Origin of the sequence: Paenibacillus sp. FSL H8-0175, from assembly GCF_045040615.1 — a bacterium.
Classification (GTDB): Bacteria; Bacillota; Bacilli; order Paenibacillales; family Paenibacillaceae; genus Paenibacillus_AQ; species Paenibacillus_AQ odorifer.
In genome coordinates this window covers 3556037-3574691 of record NZ_CP150299.1, presented here as the reverse complement: position 1 = coordinate 3574691, position 18655 = coordinate 3556037, and the positions used below count along the sequence as shown (strand labels likewise).

The 18655-nt window shown below is 48.7% G+C and carries 11 protein-coding genes; 3 read left to right on the top strand and 8 right to left on the bottom strand.

Annotated elements, in window-relative coordinates; all coding sequences use genetic code 11:
• Window positions 1-59 precede the first annotated feature (59 nt).
• Window positions 60-2234, bottom strand: a complete 2175-nt coding sequence (locus MHH46_RS15950; protein WP_076190332.1) for an alpha-amylase family protein — start codon at window positions 2232-2234, stop codon at window positions 60-62.
• A gap of 40 nt (window positions 2235-2274) precedes the next feature.
• Between MHH46_RS15950 and MHH46_RS15945 the strand changes: the two genes are divergently transcribed.
• Genes MHH46_RS15945 through MHH46_RS15935 form a run of 3 tightly spaced genes read left to right on the top strand, consistent with a single transcriptional unit; the run spans window position 2275 to window position 5547 of the window.
• Entirely contained in the window at window positions 2275-2487 is a 213-nt protein-coding gene (locus MHH46_RS15945) for a hypothetical protein (RefSeq protein WP_405132622.1), read from the top strand.
• 17 nt (window positions 2488-2504) lie between these two features.
• A complete protein-coding gene (locus MHH46_RS15940) occupies window positions 2505-3788 on the top strand; it encodes a response regulator (protein ID WP_076125525.1) in 1284 nt (427 codons plus the stop codon).
• Window positions 3781-5547 carry a histidine kinase gene (locus MHH46_RS15935; protein ID WP_405132621.1) on the top strand — a complete coding sequence of 589 codons (1767 nt, stop codon included), beginning with the start codon at window positions 3781-3783 and terminating at the stop codon, window positions 5545-5547. The genes MHH46_RS15940 and MHH46_RS15935 overlap by 8 nt, the downstream gene beginning before the upstream one ends.
• A 370-nt stretch (window positions 5548-5917) precedes the next feature.
• On the opposite strand, the gene MHH46_RS15930 is transcribed toward MHH46_RS15935, so the two are convergent.
• From MHH46_RS15930 to MHH46_RS15900, 7 genes are all read right to left on the bottom strand, one after another.
• Entirely contained in the window at window positions 5918-6958 is a 1041-nt protein-coding gene (locus MHH46_RS15930; RefSeq protein ID WP_076125529.1) for a cache domain-containing protein, read from the bottom strand.
• A 60-nt stretch (window positions 6959-7018) separates the two neighbouring features.
• The gene (locus MHH46_RS15925) at window positions 7019-9481 is read right to left on the bottom strand and encodes a family 78 glycoside hydrolase catalytic domain (protein ID WP_076125530.1); all 2463 of its coding nucleotides are present in this window, start codon (window positions 9479-9481) and stop codon (window positions 7019-7021) included.
• A 101-nt stretch (window positions 9482-9582) separates the two neighbouring features.
• Complete coding sequence (locus MHH46_RS15920; RefSeq protein ID WP_081387768.1) at window positions 9583-11013, bottom strand: ABC transporter substrate-binding protein; 1431 nt, start codon at window positions 11011-11013, stop codon at window positions 9583-9585.
• Window positions 11014-11155: 142 nt separating this feature from the next.
• Window positions 11156-12040, bottom strand: coding sequence for a carbohydrate ABC transporter permease (locus tag MHH46_RS15915; RefSeq protein WP_051490964.1), 885 nt, complete (start codon window positions 12038-12040; stop codon window positions 11156-11158).
• Window positions 12041-12045: 5 nt separating this feature from the next.
• Window positions 12046-12978 carry a carbohydrate ABC transporter permease gene (locus tag MHH46_RS15910; protein ID WP_218642200.1) on the bottom strand — a complete coding sequence of 311 codons (933 nt, stop codon included), beginning with the start codon at window positions 12976-12978 and terminating at the stop codon, window positions 12046-12048.
• Between the two features lie 210 nt (window positions 12979-13188).
• On the bottom strand, window positions 13189-15294 hold the full coding sequence (locus MHH46_RS15905; RefSeq protein ID WP_076190333.1) for a hypothetical protein: 2106 nt from the start codon (window positions 15292-15294) through the stop codon (window positions 13189-13191).
• On the bottom strand, window positions 15287-17935 hold the full coding sequence (locus MHH46_RS15900) for a glycoside hydrolase family 2 protein (RefSeq protein WP_076190334.1): 2649 nt from the start codon (window positions 17933-17935) through the stop codon (window positions 15287-15289). Before MHH46_RS15900 ends, MHH46_RS15905 begins: the two co-directional genes overlap by 8 nt.
• Window positions 17936-18655: the final 720 nt, after the last annotated feature.

The window sequence follows — 18655 nt, the reverse complement described above, 5'->3', positions numbered from 1 at the left end:
ATACACTCCTTTAGCCAGTTTTCACCGGCTCTATATTCTCCGTTCTTTACTGATACCGGTTAAGATAATCGGAATACTTGAACATCTCCAGCTTCTACCCGCACAGTCAGTTTTGTAGTTGTGGGTTTCAATAGATTCATTGGTTGAATTTCAGCGCTGCCATCATCAAACCACGGTTCGACAGAAGTATAAACAATACCCAGCGTAACGTCAGCCTTAACCGCCATATCCCCTTCATTATGAACAAAAAGAAATGCCCCTCGGTCCTGCTCACCTTCCCACTCGGAGAGATCCGCGCGGACACCGCCGCTTGCTTGTACATACGGCTGCAGCTTTAGTTCCTTCTGTAATAGATCCCGCACCAGCTGAAGCGTTCCGGGATGTCCATCCTGCCAGTAGGCAGCCGCAAGCAAGGTACCAAACCATACGGCACGCCCGTTGCCATAAGCGGCGGTAGTCAACACAGGCATGCGGTCCTCGGCAAATTCAGCCAGTACCTTCACATGGCTTTCCAGCTCGATATCCGATTTGTAATAGGATCCGTGCGCCGTATCGTCTGCTGCCGATTCCTCCGCCTTGCTGTGCTCCATAACATTCCGCAACGGAATCGCTGTCCGTGATTCGAACGCAACCTGATGATAGCTGTGATCCAGGTTCTCAGCGGAATGAATCCAAGTCTCACGGACCCCGAACACCTGGTCAAATCCATAACCGGGCACCGTATAGCTGTGGCAGCCATTCTCTGCCTGAAGTGCACCGAACGAGCATTCCGAAATCAAGATCCCGCCCTTTTCCACCCACTGGCGTAGGATGTCACACAGTTTGCGGTTCAAATATAGAGGATAAGGCATCCACAAGCAGTGGTATTGCTCCAGTGTCTTCTCGTTAACATCCGTCTCATGCAGAAATTCAACTTTATAATTGAGCTCATGCAGTAGTTTATGGGCGCCTTGTAAGGAATCGTTGTAGGTGTCCAGATGATCATGTGCCGCAAAGTTAGCAACCTGGTTCTGCGGACTGAACAGAATGGCAATCCCGTCTCCGCGCCGTTTTGCATGCATCAGCTCTTGCTTATTGTTTTGCACCAGCTTATTTAGATGAGCCATATCCTTGTACCATGGGGTTGGACTTCCGTCCAAATATACACTGCCCCATGCAGGGGCCTCCTGTCCCAATATCTCTGGTCTGTACTGCCAGAACAAATATCCCGTGATGCCACGAGCGAGCGGGGTCAGAATATGCCGTTTCATTTCCCGCAGGTCCGGCTGACGCGGCTTCATTGCAGTATTGCCTGGCAAAGCATGAATCTCCGAATTGATAATGGGTTTACCTTTGGCGGCAGAGATCAGTAGATCAGCAGACCAGGCCGAGGACCCAAGGCTATTGCCTGTCAAGTCACAGGGCTCAGCCAGCTTGAAGTCGTCCGAACCCGCTGTAATCATATTAAAGATAGGGGCGGGCACAGTGTGGGCCATAACAGGATGCAAAAGATCCAGTGACTTCACTATATCTACCCGGCTCCGCAGCTCATCCGTTAAAGTACCGGACATGAACAGGCGCCAGTCCACCAGATCATTAAATACGCCTTGTCCACGCGGTGCCTCTACTTCCTCCCAGCTCCCGTAAGTCCGCTGCCATGATTCATTGAGGGCTTCCAAAGTAACATATTTATTTTTTAGCCGTTCTTGGAACACCCACAGCGATTGCTCGCAATAACACACCTGGTTGTCAAAAGACAGCTTGCGCTTGATTCCTGTGGTTAGTTCAGGCTCATTCCATAAATCCCAGACCCAGAGCGCCGGATGATCCTTAAAAGTCTTCACCGTCTCCGCCAGAAACTTTGCCTTTTCTTCGGCGGCAGCTGCATGATGATAACAGGGCCCCGGCGCTCCGCCGATCTGGCGGCAGTTAATCGCCCTTGGTTCCAGAATGGAACCGTCCGCTGTAACCATTTTGGAATCAGGATATTTTTTATAGAACCAGGCCGGCGCCACATCGAAAATTACATTCAAAATGACCTTCAAACCATTCCTCTGCGCAATATCCATTAGCTCCTGAATATCATCGAAATGATAGGTCCCTTCTTTGGACACACTCGCGCGCCATTGTACCCAATATTTCACACAATTGAAGCCCTGTCCGGCAATATTGCTTAGGTCTTGTTCCCATTGATCACGGAAGGGGGTCGGGGAACGGTAATATTGAAACCCAAATGGAATAAATGAATCTTGCATCTAGTGTACTCCTCCTACAACGTTCAATTTCGATCTCTCTATGTTTATAAAAGCGCTTACTGCTCTTTTACGCTTAAAGTCTATCACAGTGGATTTTGCAAAAGTTAGGATGGAATCCTATGAAACGGTTTGCGAAGCTGTTGAAATGTTTGATCCTTACGCTACGTGGCAGTCACTGCGCAGAGTCACCGGGGAATATACTGCGAAATCGTTTGCGATCCTGACAACCTCAGAAATTATACCTCCTCTTTAAGAGGTTTCATGTTTATAATGGCTGTAAGACATATTAGAAACTACTTCGAGGTGAAGCCAATGTTGAAAGCGCTTGTAGTGGATGACGAATATCTGGTCCGCATGGGCATCACTCAGACCATAGACTGGGCAGAATACAACGTCGAGATCATAGGAGAAGCCAGCAATGGCGAGGAAGGATTGGAGCTTGCCCTACAGCACCGTCCAGATGTGATCATTACCGATATTCGTATGCCGTATATGAACGGTCTTGAGCTCATCGAAAAAATACGGGAACAGGACATGCTCGTAGGGATTGTCGTGCTCAGCGGTTATGACGAATTTCAATATGCGCAGGCTGCTTTGCGTTATGGCGCCTCCACCTATTTGCTAAAGCCCATTAATATAGAAGAACTTGCAAATACAGTTCGAAGCGTCGGGGATGAAATCCTTGGCAAAAAGCAACTCTCCAAGCGGTATTCACAGCTTAATGAGGAAATGGCCTCGATCTCCAAGCAGTTCTGGCAGGATTTGCTGCATGACCAACTGCATGACGAAGAGTTTATTTCAAATAAGATAAAATTACTGGAACTGCAATTGGAACCTGGAAAAGCTATCCTACCGCTGTCCATTACCTTTCCTCCTGATAACGGCCTTCAAGGAAATACTGTAGGCAAAGCGCTGGAGGATGCAGCGGCGACTATTCTGGAAGCGCATTCTTTTGAGCAACTGTGTCTATTCCGGGACAGCCATCTGGAGTGGGTTATGATCCTTCGGACCGGGGAACCAGAGCTGGCCGGAGATTCTGCACGAAAATTGGGCAAACAACTATCTGAATGGAGCCAACAGCACTTCGGCCAGGCCTTAAGCGTCGGCATAGGTAAACCTGCGGGAGAATGGAACGGGATCGTAGATTCATACCGGCAGGCTGTACTTGCTGCGCAGCGTGCCCTTTCTGGCATAGAACGTGTGCTGTATGCTGAAGAAGAGGCTGGAGCTCGGTGCCGGCGCGAAATCAGGGACGCACTCGCTTTTATCCGGGAGCGCTATGCCGGAAACATTACCGTTGAGATGGTTGCTGCGGCGGTCTTCGTCAGTCCAACCCATTTGATGCATCTGTTCCGTAAAGATCTGAACAAAACCTTTTACGAATGTCTGACGGAATACCGTATCGAGGAGGCCAAACGTATGCTGCGCAATCCGAAGTATCGGGTGTACGAGGTTGGCAATCAGGTCGGCTTCACCGACTCCAAATACTTTAGCCAGATCTTCAAAAAAATGACGGGCATCCCGCCGAGTGAATATGCAAAAACCTATGGGTAAGCGGAGACTAGCCAACCGGTTGGATTCCTGGATGAGGCGGTTCAAGATCAAAAGCCGGATTGTTGTTGTTCTGTTAGCAGGACTGTCTCTGCATCTGGTGCTGATGCTCGTTATTTTCAATTTTTATTCCTATACCTACCTGCAAAAGGATCTGTACCGCCATGTCGTTCAGACTCAGCGCCAAATTGGGCTTAGCGTGGAGCTCATGGTCGATGACATTCAAATGTTGTTTCTGCGGTTTCTGGTGAACAGTGATATTTACCAAATCATCAATAATGATTCCCTGCCGTCAGCTGATAAGGAATCGCGAATCGGAGCTATCATCGACGGTATGCTGGCCCAGAACGACCTGGTGGGTAACGTGATTATCAGCACCAACGATAATATGCTTTATTCTTACCAGTCTAAGGAGCAGATGCTGGAGGTGCCTGAAGCCCTGTTCATCAAACGCATTCAGGAGAGCAGCATGCCTGTTGTCGGTGAGATCAAACGGGATGGAGAAGGCAATGCGTATATTCCATTCGGCCAGCAGTTCCGCAATTTCAATACTGGACAAAATATCGGGGTCGTGATCATTTATGTCAGGGAGGCTGCTTTGGCGGACCTGTATTCCTCCAGCTTCACTGGCATCGGCTACTCCTTCCTGACTTCCGACAATCGGATTATTTCTCACCCCGACAAACGGCTCTTGGGCAATTTTTTGGAGGAAAACGCCCCTCTTCGTCCAGGTAAAAAAGAAGGCTATCGTACCTGGTCAGATAACGAAAATTCCTACATCATTGCTACTTATCCTTTGAATCCCCGGTTGGAGACACTTGGGGTCAGCTGGGAATTCACCAGCGTGATTTCCAATCACAAACTGCTCTCGGGAATCGCCAAAGGCAATCAAAATGCGCTTCTGTTCGCCAGCGTTACCTTTATTGTGCTGCTAATTTTTTCCTTCTATCTGGCAGCCAAAATCACCCGTCCACTGCTGAACTTGAAGAAGAAGCTGAGCCTGTTTGGCAAAAAAGATCTGGCCGCTGTTTATGAACAGCGCGGTCAGGTTGATGAGATTTTTCAGCTTGAGAACAGCTACTATCAGATGGTGGAGCGGATCAGCCAATTAATGCTGGAGAAAGATGAGGAGAAAGAAAAGCAACGGAAAGCTGAACTGACCGCACTTCAATCACAGATCAATCCCCATTTTCTCTACAACACACTGGATGCAATTGCCTGGATTGCCCGACTGAAGAAGCAGCCCGATATCGAACGGCTGATTTCTTCATTGGCTACCTTTTTTCGAATCAGCCTGCATAAAGGCGACAAGTTCGTGACCGTGGACGAAGAAATCCGCTTGGTGCAGAGTTTTGTGACAGTTGAGCAAATGAGGTTTCCGGATAAGTTCGAGATTGAATACGAGATTGAGGAATCGCTGCGCAAGGTTCGCATTCTGAAGCTGATTCTTCAGCCTATTGCAGAGAATGCGATCAAACACGGCATCAGCGAGAAACGCGGGATGGGCCGAATCTGGATTAAAGGCGAATTAGTGGCAGATGAGATTCGCTTCACAGTGACTGATGACGGGGTGGGATTTTCCAACGGTGCGACGCTTAGCCAAGCCAAGGAAGATGTGTTGTTTCAGAGCGGGTATGGACTAAGAAATGTGGACGAACGAATTAAACTGGAATATGGCCCTCAATATGGTTTAAGTATCTCCAGCACACCGGGGCAAGGCACCACAGTTACGATCAACTTGAAGAAGGAACTGCCCAATTAGCGAATTTAGTTTATAAATGCGGACATAACAAAGAAATCGATCCTTTTTGAGTGGGTAGGCGGGACTTCTACTTTGCTTAAAAAGACGATTTCTTGTTTTATTCTGAGTAGTGGCAAATTAAAGATACTTTCGAGAATTATAGGTGCTTTAGTTGTATTTAATACAGCTAAAGCACCCTTTTTTTGCAGCGAGCAGAAGTTTAAGTGTATTTGGTACATCTATACGTTCCAATTCTGTTGGCAGCAACTAACTTTCCGAATAATAAGTGTACTGAATACAACTATATCTTACTTCATCCGTTTATTGCCCACGCTAGATGTATGAAATACACTTCGGTTAGCGATTTTCATGATTCAGACTCCATCTTATCTTAGTCTTTCATTGTTGAATTAATCTTCAGGTACAACTGCTTCAGTGGATTAACTATACTGCCGCTAAGCACTGAGATCAGCAGCCAGAACACTATGAACACTACGAGGTTCAGGGCGAGCATTAAATACTTAAACGTTCGCAGCTCTGCATTCATGCCATCTGCTGAGATATAGGTGACAATCCGCTCTGCCGATTCCGGTAGTGGATAGAGCAAAATCAGGCCGTCAGCCGTTTCCCGCTCCAGCAGATCTGCATCACCTCTGCCTGTACTATTTTGATCGATACCCTGTGTCACAGGCTCAGCCAAGGTAGCTTTTTCCGAAGTAACTAGTGCTGCTTTGATCTCCTGCAGGCGCTCCTTCGGGACATCGGCAGCACTCAATAGCTTCCCGTTTCCGGTCAGTAGGTATACTTCATTTCCCCCGTAGATTGTATTCTCGCCAGATAGGTAGAAGCTGTAAAGCTTGTCAATCTCCACTTCGAGCGAGAGCAGACCGAGGACGTCTCCCATCGAACCCTTAATTTTTACTTCAAGCAACAGACGGTCGCGCAGATCCGAAGGTGCATTCATTAGATGCTCCCGGTTCAGCACCGTCCAGCGCAAAGCCTGCTCTCGGTTATTTAGAAATTGTTCCATCCCTGGTTCTTTTTTGATCTCTGCAAAGGGCAGCAACCCGGAAACATTGCTTGAGGAGTAAGTTCCCCCTGCTTCTCCCCAAATGTAAATGCCGAGAATGTCACTACTGGAAGAACGTATGCCCTCAAGTATCGGAGAGATTGCCCCGTCATATGTTGGTTTTTTCAGCGCATTCTGCACCACCTGGTTGTTGGATATAAGCTTCGAGGTCTCCTCCAGCCAGTTCATGAACAGAAGTGTATTCTTATGCTGCTGGCCAGTGTACTGAACGGATAGCTGCCGCAGCATGTCAAGGCTTCTATGCTCCATAGTACGGTACAGAATGAAGCTCGAAGCGACAATATAGACAGTAATGAACAACACCAGGACTAGGCGGATATTGCGGCCGAACGATCTGAACATATGACTTTCCCATCCCCCTCCGGTGTATGAATCATGAAAACAAAATCAACTGAAATCAGACTAACAGCTAAGGTGACTAATGTCGATCTCCTTGTAAAAGGAACCCTCATCTGTCTCATGCACTTCATGATTAGGCAGAATTATTGTAATTGCCGATCCGGTTTGCCAGGAAGCTTTCATGTGGAAGATCTCCTGTCCTGTTACTGAACGGATCTCCCATTTGATGTTTATTGGGCCGATACTTGTATTTACGGTTCCGCTGGCCTGCCGCAGTTCTCCATAGTGGGGCTTTATAGTTATTCCCTCTATTCCCTGTTGGACACCCAATATCCCTCTGGTGAACTCAGTGATCGGCAGTGCGCTCCATGCGTGGCAGTCACTTCTGGTGCCGGTTGAATCTATTTCTGGAAGTGTAGTGAGATTAAGCTCCAACTGCTTCAACCACCGTGTCCATAGTCCGAACGAGCGGTCATACATTCCGCATTTCTCTAGCGCGCGGAATAGATAGTAGCTCATCGGCAACGAAAGCTTAGCCAGTGATGTGTCTGTTAACGTTGACTCCAGCAGTGCCGCCCCTTCTACAACATCCACTGTGCCCGCTAAAACCGCCCAGACCTGCGTGTGCTGGCTATGCTGCGTTCCCGCAGTTGCCTCCGGACTGTCGCGGAACAGCAGACTGTTCGTTAGCCGGCAGCAATCCATTACCGCAGCGTTGACCGCCGCTTTGCGTTGACGCAGTTCACCAGCAATCTGTGTCCAACCGCTGGCTGCAAGCAATTCAGCCGCTTGCTCCAGCGCGGCCGCATACATCAGGCTCAGTACGGTTGCGGGTGCATCATCCGTACAATCCGGTGCGCCGAGCGGCCATTCCTCCACCCAATCGAAGTAATTCCAATATTGGCGGGGCGTTCTGTCCACCAGACCCTCCGGAGTCAGATGTTGATCGAACCAGTCCAGCACAGATAACAGCGCTAACCGGTACTGATTCACCAAGGCCATATCCCCGAAGGATCTGTAGTGGTCATGAATCATTCCGATCCAATATAGGGAGAAGGAAGGAATGACCTGCGGCAGCACAGAGGGATAGCGACTTTGCAGCATCCCGTTTGGTAGCTGAGAGGCCTTATAATCTTCCATAGCTCTCCGCGCTAACCGGTCGTCCCCTGATAATAGGTACGTAAACTCCATCATCAGTTTGGTATCCATGGTATACTGCAGCTGTTCATAATACGGAGTATCCTCGTAGGTCTCATGCATGCAGCGCTGAAGTGTTCGTACACTGAGCTCCCATAGTTGGTTATATTGTTCATCGGAGCAGTGAAAGTTTCCTTCCGGCTGCAGTGGATATCCGGTCTCCCTATAGCTAAAGCTGGAAATCGTTAGAGGCTCGACACCAGCCTGCACTTCCAGCCGTACATAGCGGAAAGTACGGAACCAGAACGGTTCGTAGATTTCCATCCGCGCAGAGATGCCGTAACCTGCCGGGTGATAGCTATCGTAGCCCCCTCTTAATACATGTTCCTTCGTATTATCGCGGACAGCTTTGCGGCGAATCTCATCATCCCCCGTTTCTTCTTCATAACACTCAGCGCATAGTAGGGTAATCCGGCTACCTTTGCCTCCAAGAAGTCTAAGCTGCAAATACCCTGTGGTTAGCTCGCCAGCATCCAACTCCAACCAAAAATGTTGCCCTGCTTCTATTGTTATTCCAGCGGAAGGCAGTACTGCGTTGGGTGAAGCGCCGCCATCTCCATTTCGCAGCTCCAGACTATGCCCTTCCTCAAAAAAGGCTTGCCCTACCCCGCTACTGCTGCGCATTAGCTTCAGAAAAAATTGCTCCCGCTCATACAACAGCGGAATCGGACGTCGGGCCAGCTGCCAAGGGGTTAATTGGCCATATTCATCCCGCACCGGTTGCACAATTCCGGTAGCAAGCCAGGCACTGTCATCATATTCGGGCAGTGTCCAATCCAGCAGCGCTGCGTCACCCTCCACCTCTTCCAGTCCACCCATCCAGCGTATGATCGGAAACTGCTGGAGCTTATAGCTGCGATCCTTAATACTTTTCCATGAGCTATCCGTATTTAGCTCCTGTACTAGCTGCCCGCCTTGTGTAACTGCCGCTTCCACAAGCAGCCCGCCTTTTTGCGAGCGCCAGACGGACAAAGGTCCGTCTTCACCCAGTTCAAAGGGCGTAGTCCCTGCATAATGAACGACCATAACAGCAAGCACATTTAAACCTGGTTGTAGAACATTGTCCAGACTGAATTCTTCATAATACTGTATATGACCATGTCCTTTACAAGGACCGGCCCATAAGCGCTGCCCATTGACGAACAGCCTGTAGCGGCTGTCTGCGGTAATGGCCAAATCCAGGGTGCAGGTCTTTCCGATACCAGCTGGCAGTTCGAACACTCTGCGAAAGTACGCACGCTCGTGCTGCTGTTCCCTATCCGCTGATCCTTGCTCCTCCTGCGGCCAGATCCAGCGTGCTCCCCAGTCTCCCCATTCTTTTGCTGCCATGTTATGCATATCTCCTTTATCTCATTTAAGTAGTTAAGGCAATCTACGCAGAAACGGCATCGCCGCCCTTCAGAAGGACGACGTCGCCGTTGGTCTGCGTTTTATTTAACCTTATCGAGATAATCACGTTGGAATTCTTCGGCAGCCCTATCCAAGATCTGTTGCGGATCTGCGTTCTTGTCCGTCAGTACGGTTTGCAGTACGATATCCAGCTTTTGGTACAATTCCTGTGCGTTGACTGGTTCTTCCGCCCGCATGCCTTTGCTGCCATTGTCCATATAATCACGGAACAAATCCAGATTGACGTTGTTGTATTTGTCGAGAATCTTTTGTTCTTCTCCAATCCGTTTCTCATCAGTCCAAATCCGCAGCCCGTAAGGCCCTACGATCAGCCCTTGATCGCTCAGTGTCTTCTTCTCAATATCCCAACCGGTCAGTGCCTCTTCAGAGGACTCTGGTGTAAATCCGTAGGTTTTTAGCCATTTGAATCCGGCATCAATCTGCTCAGCTGTTACATTAGGCGAGAACATATATAGGCCGCCACCGAGCAGGGTTACAGGTTTCCCGATCGGTCCTACTGGAAGCGCGGACATTGCCACATTGTCCTTGGACATCTTAGTCTGTTGCTGGATGACCGGTGACCAGTCATTCGTGCCGAAGCTCATAGCGACCTGATCGGTTCCGAACAAGCGGAACATATCGTTCGTAACATCGACCAGATTGTTGTCGGGCAGTACATCATATTTCCATTTTAAGTCCTTCACATATTGCAGGGCCGCTGCTGCTTCCGGCGAATTGAACACCGCCTGCCATTTCCCGTCTACCTGTTTTTCAAATTCTGCTCCGTATGCCCAGGCAATGTTCATGAACATCCAACCGCCTTGACCACTTTTTGTAGGCAAGAACATTCCGGCTTTACCGGTCTTTTGTTTAATAATCTGCGCAGTTTCTGCTAGCTCTTCATATGTTTTAGGAAATTTAGGAATCCCCTTGTCGTCCAGCAGTCCAGCCTCCTTGAAAAGATTCATATTGTAGAGCATACCGATGACGTATCCGTCCTTCGGAATCCCATAATACTTGTCGTCCTTGGTAACCATTTTCAGCAGATCTGGATTGATCGCCTTGTCGTAGCCATATTTTTTCATCGTATCCGTTATGTCAGCCGCGTAATTTGCCTTGATGATTTTGCTTGTTTCTGTAAAAAAGGTTTCGTATACCGTCGGAAGCTGGCCGCTGGCCGCTTTTGGCAGGAATGAGCTGACGTCATACCCCCATTCATCTTTGTCCACAATAATTTCCGGATAATTGGCTTTCATCTTCGCCATGACCTGCTCATACTGGGCGATTTTGGCTTCCTCATTCGGCTTTGGCCAGTTACTGACCTTGATCGTCACCTGTTGATTGCCCGCTGTCTCCGTCTTTCCTCCGGCATTCTTCTCATTGGAGCCGCCTCCACAGCCAGCCAGTCCGGCAGAAAAAAGCAGCGTAAGTGCCAGTGTAGCTGTCAGGTTCTTGGTGTGTCCTTTTTTCAATGTAATTCCCCCTAGTCTTATTGTTAAAGCATTCTTCGCAACATGTAAAACGCTTTCTTTTTGAATCTGAAATCATCTTAACATGCACCTTCTGCAGCACCCTACGGGGCAAAACTGTGAAATGGTTTGTGATCGGGTGATGTTACCCTTTAATACTGCCGCCGAAGGATTGCCCGTTCATAATGTACTTTTGGAAAAAAATAAACAGGATAATCGGCGGCAGAATCGCAAAAGTCAACGCAATAAACTGTATGTCCTGCGGCAATGTCGCCTTCAGATTGTAAATAGCCACAATGACCGACCAGGTCGATTTATCCTTCAGCACCATAAAGGGCCAGAAGAAGTCCTGCCAGACACTGTTCATCGTAAGGATTGTAATTGTAGCCATAACTGGTCCGCTGAGCGGGAGAATGACTCGAATAAAAATACCGATGGTGCTCGCTCCGTCAATTTTGGCTGCTTCCAGCAGCGCTTGTGGGATGGTATCGAAAAAGTTTTTGAAGATCAGAATTACCACCGGATTCACAGCAGCCATAAACCACATCGGCCAGTAAGTATTGGTCAGGTTCAAGTGCAACAGCGGAAAATCAATCAGATTCTTAAACAGCGGCACCATGCCCACTGTATTCGGCACCATCATGGTCCACACGATCAGTGCAAACAGCAGGGCACTGCCCCGCGGCTTCAGCTTGGAGAAGAAATACCCGGCCAGTCCGTTAAAAGTAAGGCAGAACAGTACAGAACCTGCGGCCAGATAAGCCGTATTCAGATAATAACTGAGGAAGTTAAACTCCTGCCAGGTCTCCCATAGCTTGCCAACATTGAACGAGCGGGGGATCAGGGTGGGCGGGATTGCATAAAACTCTTTGATGTCCTTCAGACTTGAGACCATAATCCAGACCGGAGGCAAAATACAGACAGCGGCCAGCACAATCATCAGAATGAACATGCACCAATACAGCAGGCGCACCCAAGGTGATCTGTATTCTATATTGCCGATAATGCCATATGCTTCTTTAGTTTTCATAGCTTCTACTCCCTGTTCAATTTCTTATCCAGCCGGAAATAAATAATGGTAAGCACCATCAGGACTAGAAAAGTAATAACCCCGAGCGCCATTGAATGGCCTGCTTCAAAACTCCGGAACGCATAATAATAGCTTTGCAGCATCAAGGTCATTGAGGCATTGTTCGGTCCACCCTCAGTCATTACTAGGGGTTCATTGAAGATCTGGAATACACCGCTGATCTGCAAAATCATCATCAGTCCGATCATGCTAGAGATTTGCGGAATGGTGATACTTTTGAATCTCCGCCATACATTCGCACCGTCAATAGAGGCTGCTTCGTACAGATCATGATTAATACTCTGTAGACTTGCCAGATAAAGCAGCACTGTTCCCCCGAAATTTCGCCAGGTAATCGTGAAGATAATCAGCATTATCGTCATTTGCGGATCCTGAAGCCATTGCTGCACCGGAAATCCCATGGCACCCAGCATAATATTCAGCACGCCACCCTTTCCGGGCTCAAACAAAAACATCCATAACATCGAAGCGGCAATGCCGGGAACCATACTCGGAAAAAAGACCGAAAAGCGAAAAAATGACTTCCCATGTCTCAATTCATTAATCACGACAGCGACAATAATGGGTACGGCAAAACCGATCAGTAGTGACCAGAACACATACACAAAAGAGTTGGTCAATGTCTGTTGAAACGCCGAGTTCTGTATAACATCCTTGTAATTCTGCAGTCCGGCGAAACTTACGGCATTATAACCCTCAGTATTGAAAAAAGAGAGCACAATGCCCTTCACGAGCGGCTGCCAGGAAAAAAAGAAAAAGGCAAACAGTGTGGGTACAATTAATATCCAGGATGACCAATCTTTGAATAAACGCCGTACAGGATAACCTTTCTTTTTCTCTGTCATTAAAGGATTTAGTTCACTGGTTTTTCCAATCATGCTCCTGTCCTTCCTTCCTCCCGGAATCAAGCTTTAATCCGGTCAGGCGTTGTATAGTTGTTATACCTAAATGATAGCGCTTCCTACTGAGCGCCGAAATCCGGTAACCCTGCGAAAGCGTTTGTAAAGCTACTTATTTGTTGGCAAAAAAAAGCAGTGCACGCACCGGAATGGCCGCACACCGCTTATGTTCATGTTATAGTGAATCGTTTAGGCCTCACTTAACCCTGCGCTGATGCAGAGGACGGCCGCTTCCGCCCGAAACGCTTCGCTCGCCGGATTGGGCTGCTCCTCCAAAATACGAAGCACCGACTGAGGCTCTACGCCGGGCTGTGGCACACGGGAGGGAGAAACTACGCTCCACTTCTGCTCACCCTTGAGCCTGTATGACAGCTCATAAAGATAAAAGCCCGCATGTTGTCCGTCAGTGAGCTGGCTTACGCCATCCTGCCACGAGCAGAGTTCAAGCGGATGCTGTTTGTTCGGCAATACACCGGACGCCAGTGTGATGCGCTCATTTCGAACTACCTGCTGCTTCTGTTCCCAAGCCTGCTGATCTAGGATTCCCAGATCCAGGCGGTATTCCATTCCCGGCTCTCCATAAAGAGTCCAAGCCACAGGGCTACCCACCGCTACGAACTTAGGTGCTTCCAGAAAAACGGGTTGATGAGTTGGGACAAAACGTTCGGTCTGCTCCCACTCTCCCGCAGCCGGACTGCGTCTGCGATAATGCACCGTGCCCGTGAATTCGAGCTCCTGTTCCTGTAGCAGAGCTATTAGACATAGAGTAGCTTGCTCGTAAAGATCCGTGCAGTTGTTATGGCCGAAGCGGTATCCGATCTCATGGCGAAGCGGTATCCCGTGACTCCGAACCAAAGCCGCGAAGGAAAAGCTGAAGCGGCTAAGGGTAAAGGCATCATGCGTGCCATGGTTAATCAGCAGCTTTGTGCCACTCGCTTTAAGACCCTCCAGAAAAAATTCGGATTCCAGTCCGGTCGTTTCCTTTAGACTTGCAGAGTCAATAGTTCCCGTCAGAGTCTGTAGCAGAGTCTCGATTCCCGTGCTGCCGTTCTGTGGATGCTGCCAATCTTTCTTCCAGATTTCCCGGTAACCGGTGTCTACTTCCGCCACATGCCAGATCAGTGGGCAAGCTCCTTCGGCAAACTCACGGGTAAGCCCGTTCAGAATCAACGGCGGTGCATAACACAGTGTGTAGCGCACCCGGTAGGGTAAGCAAAGCGGATTGCCTCCAGCCAGCAGCGCAGTTAAGCCGCCGCGCGAACCACCTACAGCCACTACCTGCTCTGCATCACCGCCATAACTTTCTTGACCTCTGGTAATTGCCGCCCCAATACCAGCATAGATGGAGCCTTGCAAGGAACGGCTGCCGATATATCCTCCTCCGTTCCACAGAATGCCGACAACGCCTTTGCCGGTGCTGGCCAGAGTCTTGCCGATGATTTCCAGAAATGAGGGACCTACCGTGCTTAAGGTATTCTCATTGGCATCATAATAACCATTGAACAACAGTGGATATCCCTTAACCTTTGCCGCACTCCAGAAGGGCGGCAGAATATAGGAAGCAAGGCTATGCTGGTCATTCTCTATAACTAGCAGACTGCCGCTGATGAGCTGAAATACAGGCGCATTGCTTAAAAGTGCAGCATTGTCTGTGGATGCATTGCGGAAAACCACCGGAAATCCGAAGGTCTTAAGGATGCGGTCGCTCAGGGAAACTGCAACTAGATCATCTACAGCATAGAGACTGTAGCGGTCACCGATATAATGCTCGAATTGCGGAGTTTTAAGATTCTTATTCCCCTCGTTGCCTCCGAAAAGCTGATGATCTTCCGTATTGTATACATAAGGGCTATCTGGGTCGCTATTGTAGAGCCGCGCATGCTCGGAAACAACCTTTTCCCCGGCTTCGTCCATCCGCAATGTCCCTATGCCATCTGTTCCTCCATAATGGAAGCCGCCTTTTCCCTCAGCAACGCTATTATCCCAGTGAGACACTACAGGAAGCATATTGGTCAGCAAAGGACTGACTAATACAAATACCCCCTCCCCTTTCTCGGAGATCTCTTCTGCTGCTTCAGCTTCAACAGTGTCTTCATGGAGGGTTGACCAATTCGCTTTCTGATAAGCTACTTCGCCGCCTCGCAAGCAAGCAAGCAGCAGTGGAGCGTTGTGCAGCCTTAAGTAATCAGCCACTGCTCTGCTAACAGGTATAGCGACAGGTGTAGATCCCTCGGCTTGAATAAACCGACTTAGCGGAACATATGCCTCCGGTACAAAACACAATGTTTTACTCACGATTTTTTTCTCCTCCAACCTGTATCATTCTGCTCTGTGCTGTTAGGAACGACATGAATCTAATTTCTGGCAAGCCATCTGTGATCCTATAATTTTCCCCAGACAGGAATCCTCCTGAGAGTTTAGGAGTGCAAGTAACCGTTACTGTTTTGGTCTCACCCGGAAAGAGGGTATGGAACTGCTCATCCGCTTCCATCCAGTAGCGGTCTCCCTTTTCCTCTGCATGGATATGCAGCAAAACTTCACTACCGGTATTTTGGACTGTGAAACGGGCCTGCTGGCTCTTCTCCTGAGCACCCGTCGGCTGCCATAAACTATCCTGACGCACCTCAAGATTGCCTCCTGTAAGTGCAAGCGCGGGAGCATATGGATGCTTTTTATTGGTAGAGAATACATATAAATTCTGCTGTGGTGCTTCATCGCCCTCCTGGTAGGACAATCTGACGAAATATAAAGCATCCTCATGCTCTGGCACGTTGAAATTCAGCACCCCAGCGCCGACAGCCTGATCTTTGTTTCCCTCTGCCTCAAATGATTGCTGATAGATGCACCGTCCGACTGCATCGAAGACTTCCGCGTCGACTTCTACCCTGCGTCCATTTCCTCCATGCACATATACATCTCCCTGAAATCCGGTGCTTGGTGTAAGCAGTAGACTGCGGTAGTCCAGCGAAACATGTAGCGGACGGAAGGCAGATTTCACCCAATGGTAGGCCATCTTCGTTTCACCGTAATAATCGACAAGGTTAGTGCAGGACACATTCGGCCACGGCTCGTTGAATTGCCAGACAATGCTGCCGCTGTTTCGGAACTTACGGCGGCGGTTAGCCTCCAGCACGAACCGGATTCCTTCCGCCTGTATCCACTGGCTGCAGGCAGAGAACTGCTCCAAATCTGTCATGCTGCCGAACATTTCTTCTTCACGGCTCAGCGTATCCCACCACTCCCCGTGATGTCTCCATATCGCGTTGTTCTCCATAGAAACCGGTCGCCGGTTGGTCTCACTCAGAAATTTCTCCAGACTTTTGAGAGAACTCAGACCGTCCACCCCAAATTCGCTGTGCAGCAGATTATCGTTGCTGCCATATAACTCGTAGTGATAAGGGTTTCCCATATACTTCCAGTAACCGTGCACATCATGCCCCTGACCTTTTGCATCCGTAATATATTCTACCGGGCCGGAAGCTGAGGTCGGTAGGAAGAGTCGCTGCGGATCATACTGTTCTACCAGTTCTTTCAACATCGCCAGATTGGAATCGCTGCTGTCGGAAGGCTTATTTGGCTCACTCATTAATTCATTGCCGCCGCTCCATACCGTTAGCGATACATGATTGCGTTTGTCACAGAGCGCTGTGCAGGCAGTCTTGTGAAGCAGCTCCAAAAACTCCGGCTGCTTCGAAGGGATATTGTCAATACCTGAACTGGACTGAATGAACTCCTGCCAGACCATAATGCCGTTTACATCACATAAGTCGTAAAAAGCCTTTTTCTCAATGATTCCACCGCCCCATACCCGAACGAGATTAATATGAGCTGCTTTCATCAGACGAATCATCAGTTGATATTGTTCAACCGTTACATTCCCGTAGAGATGGTCCAGAGGGGTCATATTTACCCCTTTCATATAGATCTTGCTTCCGTTAATCACCACTGTATATGGTAGGGCGTTGTCTGGACTGTCTACATTGTGGATATAATCGAGCTTGCGAATGCCCGTTTGAAAAGTCTGGGTATCCAATTCCGTTCCAGCTTCATCCAGTAGCTTTAGTTCAAGATTGTACAGTGGCTGCTTTCCATAACCGTTTGGGTACCATAGCTCAGGTTCGGGTATTTCCAGCTCCGCGTTCAGAAGCTCTCCAGCTCGAACTGGTCGCGATTGAACCAGCAGCAGATCCCCCTCCGGATCAGTACAGGTGATGCTCGCTGTCAGTGTCCCATCATCTTCAGAGCCAGCCATTCGCTTGATTCCTGCTTGAATGGTGATTCGACCAGACGAGATCTGATTTCTATCGTTCTCGCCAAACTCCGCATCTGTAGTGATCGACACATCATCCCAAGAGCACTGTTGATGTACCCTCAATACCACATCATCCCAGATTCCGACATTGACCAACCGGGTAGAGAAATCCCATTTATAATTAAAACGGCTCTTCTGCGTGAAGGTAGCCGAGGTTTTGCCGATTTGCCCCATTTCATCTGGCGCCTGTTTCAACAGCACTGAAATTTCAAGGCTTTCCCGCCCGGAGAGCAGGTCTGTAACATCAAATACAGCCGGCTCGAACATACCTTTATGTTCACCCAGCAGTAAATGATCAGCGTATACCGAGGCTTCATAGTCCAGTCCCTGAAAGACCAGTTCAACTCTGGCTGCTCTCAGCTCAGGCTGCTTCAAGGTCGTACGGTAAACCCACCAGCGGTTCTCCACCCATTCACAACTCAGGCTATTTAACTCTTGATAAGGGTTGGTAATCCAGCCCTGTCTGAAGAGATCATAGTGAACTCCACCCGGCACAGTGGCAGGCATCCAGTCCGTAACCCCCATCAATTCCTGTCCCAGCTCCATACTGGTGCCCTTTAGCGGAACCCAGGGCCAATACCCTTTGACTTCCCACTTCAAATCGTTCAATCGAATTTCATTCATGTCTTCTCCCGTTCCCCCAAACCCTGCTAAATTTGGCGCTGTTCCTGACGATGAGCGGCTCTGGCGCCATTCGTTAATGCGCTTACAACTTTAGGTGTGCAGCTTCATTACCAATGATAGCACCGGGTTAATGTTTTCAAAGGTCTCCAACCCTGTGAAATCGTTTGTAAAACTGCTCAGTTGCTGATAAACACAAACAACCCCTCTAGGCTGGAGTGAGGGTTATCAGCAATCATCTATAGAGGTGACTTTTAAAGGCTTGTTTTGTTTCGGAGCCTCTGACTCCCGTGCTTTACCAATACGTGTAATACGTCGAACGCGAAAAAAGGAGTTCCCTTCAGCCGCGAAAGGCTGCTTGGTGAACTCCTTTACTTTTTGTTCGATAGAAGTTTTAAGAACTATTGCAACAATGTAGCACCACCTATCGGACATAGATGACGCTAAAAGCAGTATTATTGTACTTTTGGTGGGCTAACGGTCCCCATAGCCACTATCTGTATGAAATACAACACATATGGACCTCTTTTTAAGCAATAGCGTCACTGGAGTCCGAAATGTTGTTCAAAAGGCTGAAAATTAGCAAATAGTGTCATCTGGGTCCGAAACCCTCAGAGACTCAGATAACGATGACACTGTTGAAGCTGGCGGCTACCTATAAACTAAAAGCAGCAAAAAACTAAGAGCAGCGAATCTCTCTTTATTATGAGAAACGCTGCTCTA